We start from the raw sequence: 18,840 nt of genomic DNA on the forward strand, positions 1-18,840 counted from the left end.
AAGACATGTTAAAGAAATTTATTGAAAACCCGGTATTGTCTACAGTCATATCGGTCATTATAGTAATACTAGGGCTATTAGGACTTCTATCGCTCCCTATCTCACAATATCCTGAAATTGCTCCCCCTACTGTTGCAGTAACAGCCTCTTATCAGGGTGCCAGTGCCGATGTAGTAATGAAAAGCGTAATTATACCGCTGGAAGAACAAATAAATGGTGTGGAAAATATGACCTACATGACATCTACCGCCAGTAACAATGGTAGCGCTACCATAACCATATTTTTTAAACAGGGTACTAATGCAGATATGGCTGCTGTAAATGTTCAAAACAGGGTAACAAAGGCAACGAGCCTGCTTCCTGCTGAAGTTATAAAAGCAGGAATCACTACCAGTAAACAATTAAGCAGTACTGCTTTTAGCTTTTTGTTATACAGTAAAGATGGCAAATACGACCAGAAATTCCTGGATAATTATCTGAGGATAAATATCATGCCACAAATGAAACGTGTGGAAGGTGTGGGCAGCAGTGAGATATACGGAACCCAGGAATACTCTATGAGAATATGGTTAAAGCCTGATGCCATGGCAAGCCAGGGGCTAATTCCTGATGATATTATTGCCGCTCTTAAAGAGCAAAATATTGAAGCTGCTCCCGGAAAAGTAGGAGAAAATAGTAAACAGTCGGTTCAGTATGCTTTAAAATATACAGGCCGTCTTGAAGATCCTGCACAGTTTGAAAACATTATCCTTAGAAGTGGAAAACAAGGTAGTTTATTACGATTAAAAGATGTAGCACAGGTAGAATTTGGCGCACTTGATTATACAACTTCCCTTATTTCACAAGGTGTAGTTTCTTCAGGTGGCCAAATTAGCCAGATCTCGGGTTCTAATGCAAGAGAGCTTATCATTGCCTGCGAGAACATCCTTAAAGAAGCTTCTAAAGATTTTCCTCCGGGTGTGGAATATCATACATTTATAAGTGCTAATGATTTTTTGGATGCATCAATCGAAAAGGTCATACATACTATTATTGAAGCCTTTATCCTTGTATTTATAGTAGTCTTTATCTTTTTACAGGATTTCAGGTCGACATTAATTCCGGCGATAGCCGTACCTGTATCCATTATTGGTACATTCTTTTTCCTTCAGCTTTTTGGTTTTACTATTAACCTGTTAACGTTATTTGCATTGGTATTGGCTATTGGTATTGTAGTAGATGATGCCATTGTTGTGGTAGAAGCTGTCCATGCCAAGCTCGACCAGGGAGCAAAATCGGCAAAAAAAGCGACGATGCATGCTATGAGCGAAATTAGCGGAGCTATTATTTCCATTACGCTTATTATGTCAGCAGTATTCGTTCCGGTTACATTTATCAACGGCTCTGCCGGTGTGTTTTATAAACAGTTTGGACTAACACTTGCTGTGGCAATTGTAATATCAGCGATTAATGCACTTACGTTAAGCCCTGCACTTTGCGCTCTTTTATTAAAACCACATAATAACGACAAATCACATCAGCCAGTTGGATTCCTACCTAAATTCTTTAAAGGATTTAATGCTGCTTTTGAGGCTGTAACCAATAAATATATTGGTGCCGTGCGCTTCCTTATCAGAAGAAAATGGATATCCTTGATCGGAATTGCATTATTTGCACTGATCTTTTTTGCACTGATTAAAACTACTCCAACAGGGTTTGTGCCTGCTGATGATAGTGGAGCTATTTACGGCAATGTTGTGCTTCCTCCTGCTTCTACATTGGAACGCACAGAAGAAATAACCAAAGAGATAGACAGTATTATAAGAGATATTCCTGAAGTTGAACTTGTATCCACTCTATCGGGAATGGACTTAATAAATGGTTTTGGTGGGTCATACGGAGCACTTTTCATTCGATTAAAACCATGGGAAGAAAGAACAGAGAAAGGTCAGGACATAACATCACTGGTAAACCTACTGTTTGCTAAAACGGGTCATATAAAAGGAGCCAATATCATTTTCTTTGCCGCTCCTACCCTTCAGGGTTTTGGAAACAGTAACGGATTTGAAGTACAGCTTCAGGATAAAACAGGAGGCAGCTACAAAGATTTCGATAAGAATATTGGCGCATTTATGGCTGCCATTAATCAGCGCCCGGAAATCCTGTATGCTGCTAGTCCATTTAACATCGGTTTCCCAGAGCTGGAAGTAAATGTAAACGTTGCTAAATGTAAAGATGCCGGGGTGAGCGTTAATACAGTTTTAAACACATTGCAGGGGTATTTTGGAGGTGTTTATGCGTCTGACATTAATAAATTTGGGAAGCAATACCGTGTGATGATGCAGTCGCATTCCGGCTTTAGAGCCAAAGAAGATGATATCAATAAAGTCTTTGTACGAACAGATTCGGGAGCTATGGCACCTATCGCCGAATTTGTAACACTAAAGAAAACGTATGGACCTGAATTCATCAACCGTTTTAACCTATTTACCTCAACAAGTGTTACGGGGATGCCTAACAAAGGCTACAGCTCAGGGGATGCTATAAAAGCTATTGAAGAAGTAGCTGCGCAAACCTTAGACCGCGGTTATGCCTATGAATTTTCGGGATTAACCCGAGAAGAGCTGTCTAGTGGCAGCCAGACAACAATGATATTTGCACTCTGCCTAATCTTTATTTATTTCCTTTTAAGTGCACAGTACAAAAGTTATATCCTTCCCTTTTCGGTGTTGCTATCATTACCAATAGGACTTGCAGGTGCTTTTATATTTGCCAATCTATTTGGTGTAGATAATAATATATTCTTGCAGATAAGCCTTATCATGCTGATTGGACTGTTAGCCAAAAATGCCATCCTTATCGTTGAGTTTGCGCTATTGCATCGACTAAGCGGCAGAAGCATTGTACAGTCGGCTATCTATGGTGCGAAAGCAAGGCTTAGACCTATTTTAATGACCTCTTTTGCCTTCATCTTCGGATTGATTCCTCTAATGATCGCTACCGGAGCAGGAGCTTTAAGTAACCGATCTATCGGAACAGCTGCCGTTGGGGGAATGCTTATCGGTACACTATTCGGGGTATTTGTAATTCCGGTACTCTTTATCATTTTCCAATCACTGCATGAAAAAATATCCGGAGTAAAAGAACCAATTCACGAACCAAGACCTTTAGATGAAGTGGCTTAAATATAAATGAAACACATGAAAACATACAATTATAAAATGGCTGTAGTTTTACTGATTTCAGCAGGACTGCTGAGTTCTTGCAGAATAACCAAGCCTTACACGAAGCCAAATCCTGCACTCCCTGAAAATTACAGGGAGTCTGACAAAACAGATACTATTAATATGGCTCAGATGAAATGGTCGGAAATATTTACCGATCCTATTTTAAAACAGCTTATTGATAAAGGGCTCGAAGCTAATTTAGATCTAAAGATTGCTGTAGAACGTATCAATGAATCTAAGGCGGCTCTTCGATTGAGCAAAGCAGCCTTTTTACCTTCGTTAAGCGGAAATGCATCGGTTAAAGAATCAAGATTAGCATACCCTCAGGGATTTGGGTTATTTAAACATACTACCCAATATGATATGGGACTTAGTACCGGTTGGGAAATAGATATCTGGGGAAAACTCAGCAGTGGTAAGCGTGCTGCTTTGGCCAATCTTCTGGCCACAGATGCTGCTAAAAGAGCTATACAAACCCAGCTTATTGCAGATATTGCCAATTACTATTTTGAACTATTAGCCTTGGATGAGCAATTGAACGTAACCACAAAAACTGCCGAAAACAGAGGTGCTGATGCAGAAGCTATCAAAGAACTTTTTGAAAATTCTATTTTAAACGGTGTAGCCGTTGTACAGAGTGAAGCAAATTTTTATGAAGCCGAACTGGCAATTCCGGATATTAAACAAAAGATAAAAGAAACAGAACATGCCTTGTGTGTACTGCTTGCAAGATCGCCTTCTGCTATTGAGCGAACCAAACTTTATCAGCAACAGCTTATTTACGACCTGAAACCGGGTATTCCTGCACAACTTTTATCTAACCGGCCGGATGTACAGCAGGCAGAATTTAACTTCAGGGTATCTTTTGAAGATACCAATGTAGCAAGAACTTATTTCTATCCTGCACTTACAATTACCGGTGCTGGCGGATTCTCCAGTTTTGGTTTGAGTGAGTGGTTTACCAATGCCGGATTGTTTGGAAATATAGCCGGAGGATTAACACAATCTATCTTCAACAAAGGGATTAATAAAGCACGTTTAAGCACTGCTGAATCAAGACAAAAACAAGCGTATTATAATTTTGAATTGTCCTTACTAAAAGCCAGTCAGGAAGTATCTGATGCTTTATCAAAATATGATAATGCAACAGCTAAAGAAGAGAAGAGAAAGAAGCAATTAGAAGCACTAACAAAAGCTGTTGAATTCAACAAAGAACTGCTAAATAACAGCCGGAATACAAACTACACTGATGTTTTAACTGCCGAACAGAATTTACTGGACGCCGAGTTAAGAGGCATAAATGATCAAAGCCAAAAATTGCAGGCTCTTGTGAGTTTATACAGAGCACTGGGCGGAGGTTGGAACTAATTATAATCCTACCTCAACAAAATAGGGTTTGACTTTAAAAGTCAAACCCTATTGTATTAAACATATGACATAAAAAAATCGCCCGGAAAGATTTCCAGGCGATTCTCCCAATTAACCAAACAAAAAACAACTTTTACTCCATTAAATTTTGATGCTTTTTACGCATTGCCCAATAGAAAAAGTTAGGGAATACCAATAACGTAAATACAGTAGCAGTTACCAGTCCGCCAATTATGGCAACAGCCAATGGTTTTTGAGATTCAGATCCAATTCCACTGGATAGAGCAGCAGGCATTAACCCGATAGCAGCCATTAGGGCTGTCATTACAACCGGTCTTGTTCTTGCTTTTACCCCAAGGATAATCGAATCTGTGAGCGAGAGTTTCTTCTTCAGGTTCATGTGGAACTCCGAGACGAGAATTACCCCATTTTGGATACAAATACCCAATAACGCAATAAATCCAACTCCTGCAGATATACCAAAGTTTATTCCTGTTAGCTGCAATGCCAATATACCACCAATGATAGCAAACGGTACATTTACAAGTACTAACAGCGAATCTTTAATATTACCAAACATTACAAATAACAATACAAATATGAGCACCAGCGATATAGGTACAACCTGTGCAAGTTTAGCACTGGCACGTATCTGGTTTTCATATTCACCAGTCCACCCTACTGTGTAGCCATCGGGAAGTTTTAGTTTTTTTACCTGAGCCTGAGCATCGGCAATAGTACTTCCAAGGTCCCTGTCACGTACAGAGAATTTCACACCAATAAATCGTTTGGTATTATCCCTGTAAACAAAAGCAGGTCCGGTCTCTGTAGTAACAGTCGCAATTTCTTTTAAAGGAACTTTGGTTCCTCTTAATGTTGGCACCATAAGGTTCATAATGTCTTCCTCATCCTTACGGTACTCTTCAAGATAACGAAGTCGTATATCAAATTTTTTCTCGCCTTCATATTTCTGGGTTGCCGTTTTACCACCAATTGCCATTTCTAATATACCTTGGGCATCATTCTTCTGAACACCATATAACGCCATTTTTTCTTCGTCAAAAGTTACACTGATTCCTGGCTGTCCAAGATTACGCAGTACACCTACATCTTTAATTCCGTCAATAGGTTTAATTTTCGTCATTACTTCATTGGCAATTTTATCTAATACTTCCAGATCATCACCATATATTTTTACAGCATTAGATGCTTTAAATCCGGCAACAGCCTCGGCAACGTTATCAATAACCGGCTGCGAATAATTATAAGTGATCCCCTGATAGCGGCTCAGTTTTTTATTCATTTCTTCAACCAGTCCATCCATCGTGAGTTTCCTTTTCCATTCATCATGAGGTTTCAAATCGACCTGAAATTGAAGGAACCCAAAACCATTAGGATCAGTACCGTCATTACTCCTACCCGTTTGTGAAAGCACATCGTTAACCTCATCAAAAGATTGCAGTTCTTTACGTATGATTCTGGCCATCTTAACACTCTCAGTAAGTGAATTACTAATAGGTAATTCGGCCGTAACCCATAGCGCACCTTCATTTAACGGAGGTAAGAATTCACTACCCATAAAACGGGAAGAAAACAAAGTAAGCCCCAGTATTACAAACGAAACAATAATCGATGCTTTCTTGTTTTTGAAAGTTACATTTAGTCCTTTACTCACCATCTTATTGAAAAAATCAACAATAACATTGTGCTTCTCTTTTACATCTTTTCTTAATAAAATAGAGCACAATACCGGTACCAGAGTAAGTGTAAAAATAAGTGCACCCAATAATGCAAAACCTAGTGTCCATGCAAGCGGAGAGAACATCTTGCCTTCTACCTTCTCGAATGAGAATATCGGTAACAATGCAGATATAATAATCAGTTTACTAAAGAAGATCGCTACGCCAAGTTTAGTACCTTCTTTTCGTATTAAACCCAGTTTGGAAAGCTTATTAAAACGCTCCCGGCCGACTTTGTGCTGAAGTCGGTCGAGAGCCACAAAGAGTCCTTCGACCATGACGACCGCCCCATCTATAATGATACCAAAATCGACTGCTCCAAGCGAAAGTAAATTGGCACTCATGCCCTTTAATTTAAGACAGAGGAAGGCAAATAATAATGCCAACGGAATAATAATCGACACGATAAGAGTAGTCCGCCAATCGGCCATGAATAAGAATACAATCACCGTAACCAATAAGATACCTTCAACAAGGTTATGAGTTACCGTATGGGTACAAAACTCCATTAACCTGTCACGGTCATAAAATGTTTCCATTTTTACATCCTTAGGCAATACATTCTCCTGTACATAGGCTATTTTCTCCTTAAGCCTCGCCAATACTTCCGACGGGTTTTCATTCTTTCGCATTACAACGATTCCTTCCACCACATCATCATTATCGTTCAATCCAACCTGACCAACACGAGGTACGTTAGATTCATTAACCTTTGCAATATTTTTCACCAAAACAGGATTTCCGTTTCGCTGTGCTACAATCGTATTTTCTATATCTTCGATATTGTCCAATAAACCAATACCTTTTACTACATAGGCCTGACCGTTCTTCTCAATAACATCTCCTCCTACATTTACATTGGCCTTACTAATAGCTTCATATACTTCAGGAGAACTCAATTCATACTTTTGCAAAGCAATTGGATCTATAGCAACCTCATAGGTTTTTTCACGTCCTCCAAAAGCTACAACATCCGCAATACCGGGTACAGCCCGTAACTGTCGGTCTATGACCCAGTTTTGAATGGTAAGCAATTCACGGGTATCCCGGGAATCACTTTTAAGAGTATATCTATATATTTCTCCTGTAGGCCCATAAGGAGGCTGTACGTCGGGTTCTACACCGTCGGGCAGCTGTATGTTCCTTAATTGGTTATTAACCTGCTGTCGGGCAAAGAAATCATCTACATCATCATCAAAAATAATCTTGATGATTGATAGCCCAAACATGGTAATACTACGCACATTTGTTTTACTCTGTACCGAGTTCATTGCAATTTCTACCGGAGCCGTTACAAAACGTTCTACCTCTTCGGCGCTACGGCCGTTCCATTCGGTTACAATAATGATTTGGGTATTTGTAACATCCGGAAAAGCTTCTACCGGAATGTTTTTATAGCTAATAACGCCTGCAATAACAACGAGCCCAATCCAAAAGAAAGTGAACATTTTATTGCGTAACGAAAAGCCTATTATGTTTTTTATCAACTTGTTCATGATTCAGGGATTAATCGTTAATAGCATCATAAATCAGCAAATTACCTTTAACAATAATCTGCTCACCATCCTTAAGCCCACCAGATAAATAAGTAGTTTCTTTAAGTGCCTTATAAATAATAACCTCTCGTGTTTCTATGTTATTCTTGTCTTTAAATACCATTACAAAGTTTTTGTTTTTATCAAACACTACAGCTTCAGATGGTACACTTACAAACTTTTTAGTATCAGCATAATGCACTGTAACCGTTGCATTCATCTCGGGTTTTAGAGCAATATCAGTATTAGGCACTTTAATTAGTGCTTTAGCGGCACGGGTATCAGGATCGATAACATTAAATACTTTATCTATTTTTCCTTTTATGTTCTTGTTAGGATAAGCAATCGTTTGTATACTTACATCCTGCCCCTGCTTAACGTTATCAAGGTCACTTTCATTTACATTAGCGAGTACCCAAACGTTATCCAGTTTAGCAATAGTAAACAAAGCATTTTCCCTATTGTTTAAAAGGATTTCATTAGGGCTTATGTCTTTATAAACCACATAACCGCTGATAGGCGCATACAGGTTATAAACCGACCCGTTTTTTAGTTTGTAAATGTGGTTGATCTCTCCCATTCTACTTTTTTCAGAGCGGGCTTTGTCCAATTCTTTTTGAGCAACAACTAATTCTTTTTCAGATGCTAGTTTTCCTTCATACATATCTTTAACGCTTTGAAGATTACGTTCTGCGATAGATACATTTGCATCGGCATCTGTAGTCTGGCTTTGAAAGCCTGCTACTTCACTGCTTCGGATACTAGCCAGTAACTGCCCTTGTTTCACATAGTCACCAAGTTCTGCATCAATGCTAATAACATTACCTCCTACAGCAGGATATACTTGTGCCATACTGTTATTGTCGGCTGTTACCTTGCCGAACAGGCGTATTTCGTTCTGAGCAAAATCTGTAGCCGCATTTGCAAAAGTGCATTCTTCATGCATTTTATCGGTCATAACAAAATGCTGCTTTGTTTCTTCGGCTTCTTTTTTATGTTCACAGCTATTTAATGTTAATGCTGCTACTATTATTACCGGTATATATTGTAATGGTTTCATGGTTTAAAAGTTGTTTGTTCCTGTTACATAATTAATTTGGGCAGCAGCAAGGGCAAGTTGTTTTTTTACCCTTTCAACCTCGGTTTGTGCTTCATTATAGGATTCAAGAAAATCGGCAAATTCTATCATCGATACATTTCCTTTTTGAAAGTTTGAAGTAATACCGTTATACACAGCCTCAAAATCTTCATTAATAAGAGTACTTATGTGCTTATACTCCTCAACACTACGTGTATAATTTTGCCATGCGGCTAATACCTGATTTTGGATTTCAAGTTCTTTATAAGACACATTTTTACTCTGTTGCTCTAAATTCACTTTTGCAGTCTGGATATTACCTCTGTTCCTATCAAAAAAAGGCAGCGGAATTCCAAGTCCAATATTATATTGTTTATTAAAAGCATCACCTCGCTGATTATAACCTGCTCTTAATGTAATATCCGGTATTGCCATCCTTTTTTGTAATGAAACATTAAGTTTCGCCGATTCTGTTTCCAATTTTGCATGACCCAAATCAGGTCTGTTTTCTAGCGATTCACTTAAAACCTGATCGTATAGGAAAGATTTTGCAGCAAACAAATTAGCATCACTACTACTGTATACTGTTTGAATCGTTGATGAAGTACCCAAAAGTATATTCAGCTTCTGCTGTTCCTGAATCATTGCTTCTGCTTCTTCTGATTTATCATTATTGATTTTTACGTAGACCGATTTTAACCGAACCAGATCTTTCAATGCAATGTTATTTTTTGCTACCTGAACTTCATAACTGCCAATAAGTGATTGAAGTTTAACCAATAACTTGTCGTACTTTTCAATTACTTTCTGCTTATGATGAAGCGTATAGAAGGATTCCCAAATTTGCTCCTGAAGATTTCTTGTTAAGTCAGTTAATTCGGTTTCAGCCATTTTTTTATCAAGCTTTGCCAAATTGATCTGAGCACGTCGTTTGCCGCCAATTACAATTAACTGTTCTAGTCCAAAAGCAAAGTTTCCATTTTGACCTGATGGAAAATACAGATCGTTTTGTGCCTGATAAGCTACCATATCGGCAGTAACTTCCGGGTTTGGATATACTTTGGATTGTATTATCTGAGCATCAGCTTTACTGATGTTGTATTGCTGTGCAAGCAGTAAAAAGTTATTTTTAAAGAACAGCTCTTCGGCCTGTTTTATGGTAAGTGTAACCTGGCCAGGTGCCTGAGCAATGGCTCCAGCCTGGATAAACAATACAGTTATCCAGACCAAGAATTTATTTTTAAATTCCATGATAAGTTTTATTTAAATACTATTAAAAAAAATTGTCCTGCAACTGTGTGCAAAACATAACAATACCAGATATGTTTCCAGAGTAACAGGAATACATAAAGCCTTTAACAGCAAAGCTGTTAAAGCCGGTAAATAAATAGTATTTAAGCCTCGGGTGGAGGAGAGAATATATTCACCAATGGTGAATTATATATAGGATTGTTGTAAAAAGTATTTGCGAAAACAACCTTGAAATTTTCAGCTATAGGTTCTGTAAATTGTAAAGGTTCGTGGTGCTCATATACCCAAACTATTTTCTTAGCACTAAATTTGTTGGTTACAGGAGTTTTGGAGTGATTTTCAGGAATAGCATTTTCTATATTTAAAACATTTTCAAGAACTAACTCCACAACACTGTCTACCTCTTCAAACTTAGTATCTGCTTTACTGTTCTCAAAAAGGGTATGAGGGTTATCTATACTAAAGTTAAGTATGTGTAATGCCATTAGCATCCACAAAATACGACTATTAATATGTTTTTTTATAAACCTCATTTCAGAACACAAAAGTATTACATAAAAACATCACGCAACACAAATCTTGCCAAAAAATAATAATTTGTTAAAAAAATTTAGATTAATTTTTAACATTGGCTCTTTACACCCAATTTAATTTCTATTATAATGCTTTAATTATAAATTCACTTCGCCTGTTGAGCTGATATTCATCTTCAGTACATGGAACTCCGTCCTTACATTTGTTTACAGGCTGCATTTCACCATACCCTCTACCTGTAAGGCGGTTAGCCTGTATTCCTTGCGCTTTCATCCATGCAATTGTAGTCTTAGCCCTTTTATCAGACAATGCCTGATTAGGTTTACGAAAGTATCTGCTATCGGTATGCGAACGAACATCTATCCTCATTTTAGGATTTTCTTTCATCACATCAACAATTTTGGCCAAATCGAGTGCTGCATCCGGACGGATATCAGCTTTGTTTAGATCGAAGTAAATGATTTTTATTTTAAATACCTTGGCCAGATCATCGCCAACTTTTACAGGAATAACTGTTTTTTCCATGGCAATTGGCAATTCTGTTTTACTGCCATCTTTATGCATGGCAACAGGCAGTTCTATTGTTGTGTAATCATTTAATTCTGCTCTTACATAGTATTTTTCACCTCCTTTTAGACCTCCAAGTATATATCCCTCTTTAGTTGAATATATCTCTTTAATCTTATTCATCTTTTCGTCATACACTGTTAATTTAACACCTAGTAAAATTTCGCCAGTAGTTTCGCTGGTTATTAATCCTAATAATAAATGTTCGGTAGGCAGTATCTTTACCTCTTTAAATTTATAGATATCATCATAGCCCTTTCCTCCTTCTCTGTTAGAAGAAAAGAATCCATTTCTGGTTTTCGTATTAATGTAAAAAGCAAAGTCATCAATTGGGCTGTTCACTGGTTTTCCAACATTCATAACTTCTCCAAAAGAACCGTCGTGACTCAACTTTGAGACAAAAACATCCAATCCTCCCAATCCAGGATGTCCATCAGAAGAAAAATACAATTCATTTTCATCAGATAAAAAAGGGAAAGTCTCTTTTCCTTCAGTATTAATTTTATTTCCCAAATTTATGGGCTTCCCAAAACTTCCATCGCTGCTAATCGCAACCTTATACAGATCTGACTGACCTAAAGAACCAGGCATGTTTGAAGTAAAGTACATTGTCTTTTCATCCGGACTTAATACAGGATGTGCAGTGCTATAATCGTTACTTGTAAAAGGAAGTTCAGTTACGTCACTAAATTTACCATCTTTAGTAATTTTGGCTTTATAAATCTTAAGCAGTATCGCGTTGGTTTTATCTTTTTGAACTTTACCCTTATTAAAATTATTTCGGGTAAAATATATGGTCGTACTGTCTTTTGTAAAAGCAGGAGATGATTCATTGAATTTAGTATCTATCGATATAGCAAATCTTTTTGGGCTTTGTAATTCTCCTTTATCATTTATAACCGCTTCATACAAGCCTGTATAGGCCTGATTACTCCACCTCTGAATTGATAACGGACCCTCGGGGTTTCTTGAACTGGTAAAAATTAATTTGTTACCAAAAAGTGCAGCTCCATATTCTGAGAATCCCGAATTAATACCTGCATCAACAACTTGAAAACGACCTGAGTTTGTTTCAATTACTTTTAAATAATCTTTGTTCTTTTCATAAAGCTTACCTCTGGAATCGTTACTGCTCTTTGCATTAAAAGCATCTAACATTTTATCGGATTTTTCATAATCACGCATAGCTTTTAATGTTTGGGAATACCTGAAATAGTATTCAGGTTCGATATCCTCTTTCAAAGTAAAAAGCTCTTGATACCATTTGTTAGCTTTCTCTAATTCAGCATTAAAATAATATGAATTACCTAGTTTTTTAAGCATATCTGCCGATTTGTATCCTTTTGCTACAATACGCTCATAGGTTTTAATAGCATCGATATAAGCAAAGTTTTCATAACTTTTATTGGCTCTGCCGATTTTGGCCTGCTGCGAATATAGACTTGCAGAAAAAGCCATTAGCAATGTAATGAGTAATTTACGCTTCATATTTCTTGGGGGGGAGTGGGGGTTAAAAAAATCTTCGAAATATTTAATTATATTTTGTGGGGCACTCAAATCTAATAAATATTTAACAATTTTCCGAATTATAACCTATTAATTTAGTAACGTTTATATCTTGTAATAAAAACACAACCTCCCGCTATAGCAGTAAAACAGGTGCTTCAGCTATCATTTACCACCTACAATTATCCCTTATTTAGATAATTATTTAAAAAATAAATATACTTAAAATAATTCATTTTAAGTATTCAGAAAAAGAATAGCGGATATGCAAAAAGAATAACTTTGTAAAAAAATTATGCCGTGAAAAAGATCCTGATCATAGATGACGAAGAAAAACTAAGAACTTTAATGGCCAGAATTATTGGTCTTGAAGGCTTTGAAGTACTACAGGCAGGCGACTGCAAAACGGGATTAAAAAAACTGGATCAGCAGGATATTGATGTTGTATTATGCGATGTAAAGCTACCGGATGGTAATGGCGTAGATATGGCCGGACAAATAAAAGCCAAATCTCCTAATACCGAAGTAATCCTTTTAACTGCCTACGGTAATATTCCCGATGGTGTTCAGGCAATAAAGAACGGAGCCTTTGATTATATCATAAAAGGCGACGACAACAATAAAATTATACCCCTTATACACCGTGCACTCGAAAAGGCAGCTTTATCGCAAAGAGTACAGCAGCTCGAAGAAAAGTTAGGTAATAAATATTCTTTTGACGGAATTATAGGCAATTCAAAAGCTTTACTTGAAACTATAGACCTTGCTAAAAAAGTGGCGGTAACAGACACTACCGTACTACTTACCGGAGAAACAGGAACGGGTAAAGAAGTTTTTGCACAGGCAATCCATCAGGCAAGCAATAGAAACAATAAAAATTTCATTGCAATTAACTGTTCGGCATTTAGCCATGATCTATTGGAGAGCGAAATGTTTGGCCATAAGGCAGGAGCTTTTACCGGAGCTATGAAAGATAAAAAAGGTTTGTTTGAAGAGGCGAACAACGGAACGATATTTCTTGACGAAGTAGGCGAAATGGCACTCGACTTACAGGCAAAGCTGTTACGGGTTATAGAAAACGGAGAATTCATTAAAGTTGGTGAAAGTAAAGTCACTAAAGTTAATGTTAGGATTGTTACGGCAACCAACAGAAATCTTACTACCGAGATCGAAGCAGGTCATTTTAGGCAGGATCTTTATTACCGACTTTCGGTATTTAGTATACAGCTGCCTTCTCTTCGTGAGCGTGTTGCCGATATAGAAACGCTGGCGCTTTACTATCTTAAACAATTTGCTCTTAAAACCAATAAGAAACTACAAGGCACCTCTCCCGAATTTATATCACTCTTAAAAATGCACCAATGGCCGGGCAACATCCGTGAGCTTAAAAATGTAATTGAACGCAGCGTGATATTAGAAAACAGCAATCTCCTTACTCCTTCCAGCCTTCCGCTCGAAATTCAATATGCCCAAGGAGAATCAATAAAGAGTGATAGTAAAGTACTATCAGCTTTTTCACTGGCATCTGCCGAAAAAATACATATCCGTAAAGTGTTTAACCATACCGATGGCAATAAGACCGAAACGGCAAAACTGCTCAACATAGCGCTAACAACGCTTTACCGCAAGCTGGAAGAATACCAGATCTCTTAAATAAACCTACCGTTTTGATATACCTACCCTTTCATTTTGAAAGGGTTTTTTATTTTGGCACGAAGCCAAAAATACAATATCTCCATATATATCAACAACTTAAGCTAACATCACGATTACAGGTACATTATTTGGCATTAGTGGTAAGAACACAAAAATTTAATGTCAAAATGAAAAACAAAGTCGTGACTGTTTACAACCAGGCACAAAAATTTGCCGAGATCACAAAAACCCTGATCATCAAGGGGAATATCTTAAGAGCAAAAAAATGCCTTGCAGTAGCCGAAAAAATGATGCTTACAGGCAGCGCCGAAACGAAGAACGCAATTAGTAATGTGTATGTCTATTCGGTTTCCTCTTTCATGGAACTGCACAATTGCAGTATTGCCAATTTATTCCCTGTATCACTTCGTAAAGAATACCTAAAGCAAATTAATGCTTCGGGAGTTTAAATTTTAATTTTCTACACTATGGTACTAACACTGATTTTAATAGCAACGGGCATTGTATTATTTGCCATCTGTTTTAAATCCATTGATTATTTTGATAAAATCTAAATCCTATGACCGCACTATTTATAATTGCATTAGCCGTCTTTGTGTACGTGTGCTATGTACTAATCAAGCCCGAAAAGTTTTAACCCCTTAAAGTATATAATCTAATGAATACAGAAATATTGGGTATTGTGGCAATGTTTATCATTACCTTATTATTATCCATTCCCTTTGGAAGATACATTGCAAAAGTTTACCACGGCGACAAGACACTTCTTGATCCTATATTTAACCCTATTGAAAAACTGTTCTATCGTTTTAGCGGTATAGACCACTTAAAAGAAATGAATTGGAAACAGCATTTAAAAACAATGCTGATTATTAATGTGGTTTGGTTTCTTTTAGGAATGCTGATACTGATGTGCCAGGGATGGCTGCCACTAAACCCGGACAACAACCCAAACATGTCGCCCGACCTGGCTTTTAACTCTACCATTTCCTTTGTTGTAAACTGTAATTTACAGCATTATTCAGGAGAAAGCGGTGTAAGCTACTTAAGCCAGCTCTTTTTAATGTTCCTGCAATTTGTATCGGCAGGTATTGGCCTTGCAGCTGCAGCTGTTTTATTTAATGCTCTAAGAGAAAGAGCTACCGATAAACTGGGTAACTTTTACAATTACTTTATAAAATCATGTACCCGTATTTTACTACCGGTAGCGCTAATTGTAGCAGCTGTACTTGTATTTAACGGTACGCCAATGACCTTTGACGGAAAACAGGATATGACTACCCTTCAAGGAGATAGTGTTCAGGTTTCTACCGGACCGGTGGCAGCGTTTGTTGCTATTAAACACGTAGGTACAAATGGTGGTGGTTTCTTTGGAGCCAACTCTGCTCATCCATTCGAAAACCCTAACTACCTTACTAATATGGTAGAAATGATCGCCCAGATGATCATACCGTTTGCCATGATATTTGCCTTAGGTTTTTACCTGAAAAGAAGGAAACTATCTTATATGATATTTGGTGTAATGACCATAGGTTTCTTACTCCTTACAGTACCAACAGTTATGGCCGAAATGAATGCCAACCCTGCAATACATCAAATGGGTATAGATACGTCGGCTGGTGCGAGTGAAGGTAAAGAAGTGCGGATTGGTGCTCCTGCTTCGGGCTACTGGAGTATTGCTACAACAGTAATATCTACAGGGTCTGTAAATTCAATGCACGATAGTGCGATGCCATTATCGGGGATGATGCAGCTGCTTGCCATGATGGTGAACTGCTTTTATGGCGGCTGTGGTGTAGGGATACTTAACTTTTATATCTTTATTATACTTGCCGTATTTATAAGCGGACTCATGGTAGGACGTACTCCTGAATTTTTAGGCAAGAAGATCGAAGCACGTGAAATGAAAATTGCCATGATCGTCGCCTTACTGCATACCTTACTTATATTATCGGGTACTGCACTTTCAACTGCATTTTCAGAATATGGCGCCAGCACACTGAATAATCCCGGATTCCATGGATTTAGTGAGATACTGTATGAGTTTACCTCATCGGCAGCAAATAATGGTAGTGGTTTTGAAGGACTGGGTGATAACAACCCTTGGTGGAACATCACAACAGGTTTTGTATTACTGTTATCACGATTCCTGCCTATCATTGGCCCATTAGCTATAGCAGGTATATTGGCAGGTAAAAAACACGTACCGGAAAGTGCAGGTACACTTAAGACAGATACTTCCACTTTTGGCCTTATGGTTTTTGCAGTGATCTTTATTATTGCTGCCCTATCCTTCTTCCCTGCCCTGGCTTTAGGCCCTATAGCAGAATACTTTTCACTTGCTTAATAAATTAACGTAACATGAAAACCCAAAATAAATCACTCTTTCAAAAAGAACTGGTGCTCGAAGCATTGAAACAGTCTTTTGTGAAACTTAATCCTAAGATACTCTTTCGTAACCCCATAATGTTCACGGTAGAAATAGGTACAGCAGTAATGTTCTTTGTATGCCTGTGGATACTAAGCGGTGAACAAAGCCAGGGAAGTTTTGCCTACAACTTTGTAATATTCCTTGTATTGCTGTTTACTCTTTTATTTGCCAATTTTGCCGAAGCCATTGCCGAAGCACGTGGTAAAGCACAAGCCGACAGCCTTAGAAAAACAAGGGAAGAAACTCCAGCCAAAAAGATATTCCCTATAGGTGATATTTACATGGACGAGATAACTGTAGTACCTTCATCATCCTTAGTAAAAGGAGATGTGTTTATCTGTGAAGCAGGCGATATTATCCCAACTGATGGCGAAATCATTGAAGGTATTGCTACTATAGATGAAAGTGCCATTACCGGAGAAAGTGCTCCTGTTATTCGTGAGGCGGGTGGCGATAAAAGCTCTGTTACTGGAGGTACAAAAGTATTGTCAGACAAGATAAAAGTACAGGTTACTACTGAGCCAGGTGAAAGTTTCCTTGATAAAATGATTGCTCTTGTAGAAGGTGCATCACGTCAAAAAACACCTAATGAAATAGCACTTACTATACTGCTTGCAGGCTTTACACTGGTATTTGTTATTGTGTGTATTACCCTGAAACCTTTTGCAGATTTTGCTAATGCTCCTATAACTATAGCTGCATTTATATCCTTATTTGTTTGTCTTATTCCTACCACTATTGGAGGATTACTATCAGCTATTGGAATAGCGGGTATGGACAGGGCTTTGCGTGCCAATGTAATTACAAAATCAGGTAAAGCGGTAGAAACTGCCGGAGATATAGATGTGCTGTTGCTTGACAAAACGGGTACTATAACTATAGGGAACCGTAAAGCGACCCACTTCTATGCTGTAGAAGGCGTTGACGAAAAACGTTTTATTGAAGCTGCTGTACTAAGCTCATTAGCCGACCAAACACCTGAGGGTAAATCAATCATTGAGCTTGCCGGTGTAGATCCAGGATTCCAGGTTAAAAACTCGGTGTTTATAAAATTCACTGCCGAAACCAGAAGCTCTGGTGTTGATATGGACAACAGGCGTATTCGTAAAGGTGCATCAGACGCTATTAAGAATATAGTAGAAAAAAGCGGTAATCACTTTCCACAGATGCTTGCTGACCAGGTAGCTAAAATATCAGGCAAGGGCGGTACTCCATTAGTAGTTTGCGAAAATGAACAGGCACTGGGTGTTATCGAATTACAGGATATTATTAAGCCCGGTATTAGCGAACGTTTTGAAAGACTTAGAAAAATGGGTGTTAAAACCGTAATGGTTACGGGTGATAATCCGCTTACTGCTAAGTTTATTGCCGAAAAAGCCGGTGTAGATGATTTTATTGCCGAGGCCAAGCCCGAAGATAAAATGAACTACATAAAAGATGAGCAGATGAAAGGTAAGCTGGTTGCCATGATGGGTGACGGTACTAATGATGCTCCTGCTCTTGCACAAGCCGATGTGGGCGTTGCAATGAACAGTGGAACACAAGCAGCAAAAGAGGCCGGTAATATGGTGGATCTTGATAATGATCCTACTAAACTGATTGAAATCGTAGAGATTGGAAAGCAATTGCTTATGACAAGGGGAACGCTCACAACGTTTAGTATCGCTAATGATGTCGCTAAATATTTTGCCATAATACCGGCACTCTTTATTACTGCGATACCGGCACTGCAAGGATTAAACATTATGCATTTGCACAGTCCGGAAAGTGCCATACTATCGGCTGTTATTTTTAATGCCGTTGTAATTCCGTTCCTTATTCCGCTTGCCTTAAAAGGTGTTGCTTATAAACCTATAGGAGCTTCTGCTCTATTGAGACGCAATCTCCTTATATATGGCCTTGGAGGTGTGATCGTACCTTTTATAGGAATAAAACTGATCGACATTGTTGTATCACTATTTATCTAAAA

General features: G+C 38.0%; 12 protein-coding genes. 7 read left to right on the forward strand and 5 right to left on the reverse strand.

Annotation, left to right across the window (positions count from 1 at the left end; all coding sequences use genetic code 11):
• The first annotated feature begins 5 nt into the window (after positions 1–5).
• Together EPI11_RS18505 and EPI11_RS18510 are read left to right on the forward strand one after the other, a co-directional pair.
• Positions 6–3,164, forward strand: coding sequence for an efflux RND transporter permease subunit (locus EPI11_RS18505; protein ID WP_128391481.1), 3,159 nt, complete (start codon positions 6–8; stop codon positions 3,162–3,164).
• Between the two features lie 15 nt (positions 3,165–3,179).
• Positions 3,180–4,574: an efflux transporter outer membrane subunit gene (locus tag EPI11_RS18510; protein WP_128391482.1), complete on the forward strand. Its 1,395-nt coding sequence runs from the start codon at positions 3,180–3,182 to the stop codon at positions 4,572–4,574.
• A 133-nt stretch (positions 4,575–4,707) separates the two neighbouring features.
• Here the strand turns inward: EPI11_RS18510 and EPI11_RS18515 are convergent, their stop codons facing one another.
• The 5 genes from EPI11_RS18515 to EPI11_RS18535 form a co-directional block, all read right to left on the reverse strand.
• A complete protein-coding gene (locus tag EPI11_RS18515; protein WP_128391483.1) occupies positions 4,708–7,809 on the reverse strand; it encodes an efflux RND transporter permease subunit in 3,102 nt (1,033 codons plus the stop codon).
• Positions 7,810–7,819: 10 nt separating this feature from the next.
• Positions 7,820–8,908: an efflux RND transporter periplasmic adaptor subunit gene (locus EPI11_RS18520; RefSeq protein ID WP_128391484.1), complete on the reverse strand. Its 1,089-nt coding sequence runs from the start codon at positions 8,906–8,908 to the stop codon at positions 7,820–7,822.
• Between the two features lie 3 nt (positions 8,909–8,911).
• Positions 8,912–10,177 (reverse strand): TolC family protein, encoded by a 1,266-nt coding sequence (locus EPI11_RS18525; protein ID WP_128391485.1) that lies wholly within the window; start codon positions 10,175–10,177, stop codon positions 8,912–8,914.
• 143 nt (positions 10,178–10,320) lie between these two features.
• The gene (locus tag EPI11_RS18530) at positions 10,321–10,662 is read right to left on the reverse strand and encodes a hypothetical protein (RefSeq protein ID WP_128391486.1); all 342 of its coding nucleotides are present in this window, start codon (positions 10,660–10,662) and stop codon (positions 10,321–10,323) included.
• A gap of 172 nt (positions 10,663–10,834) precedes the next feature.
• Positions 10,835–12,766, reverse strand: coding sequence for an OmpA family protein (locus tag EPI11_RS18535; RefSeq protein WP_128391487.1), 1,932 nt, complete (start codon positions 12,764–12,766; stop codon positions 10,835–10,837).
• A 318-nt stretch (positions 12,767–13,084) separates the two neighbouring features.
• On the opposite strand from EPI11_RS18535, the gene EPI11_RS18540 reads away from it, so the two are divergent.
• The 5 genes from EPI11_RS18540 (at position 13,085) to kdpB (ending at position 18,838) form a co-directional block, all read left to right on the forward strand.
• A complete protein-coding gene (locus EPI11_RS18540) occupies positions 13,085–14,437 on the forward strand; it encodes a sigma-54-dependent transcriptional regulator (protein WP_128391488.1) in 1,353 nt (450 codons plus the stop codon).
• A 170-nt stretch (positions 14,438–14,607) separates the two neighbouring features.
• A complete protein-coding gene (locus EPI11_RS18545) occupies positions 14,608–14,889 on the forward strand; it encodes a DUF7674 family protein (RefSeq protein ID WP_128391489.1) in 282 nt (93 codons plus the stop codon).
• Positions 14,890–14,999: 110 nt separating this feature from the next.
• Positions 15,000–15,077, forward strand: a complete 78-nt coding sequence (locus EPI11_RS18550; RefSeq protein ID WP_128391498.1) for a potassium-transporting ATPase subunit F — start codon at positions 15,000–15,002, stop codon at positions 15,075–15,077.
• A 21-nt stretch (positions 15,078–15,098) separates the two neighbouring features.
• Positions 15,099–16,787 (forward strand): potassium-transporting ATPase subunit KdpA, encoded by a 1,689-nt coding sequence (kdpA, locus tag EPI11_RS18555; RefSeq protein WP_128391490.1) that lies wholly within the window; start codon positions 15,099–15,101, stop codon positions 16,785–16,787.
• 14 nt (positions 16,788–16,801) lie between these two features.
• Positions 16,802–18,838: a potassium-transporting ATPase subunit KdpB gene (gene kdpB, locus EPI11_RS18560; RefSeq protein ID WP_128391491.1), complete on the forward strand. Its 2,037-nt coding sequence runs from the start codon at positions 16,802–16,804 to the stop codon at positions 18,836–18,838.
• Positions 18,839–18,840 lie beyond the last annotated feature (2 nt).

Source organism: Flavobacterium cerinum (assembly GCF_004028155.1).
Classification (GTDB): domain Bacteria; phylum Bacteroidota; class Bacteroidia; order Flavobacteriales; family Flavobacteriaceae; genus Flavobacterium; species Flavobacterium cerinum.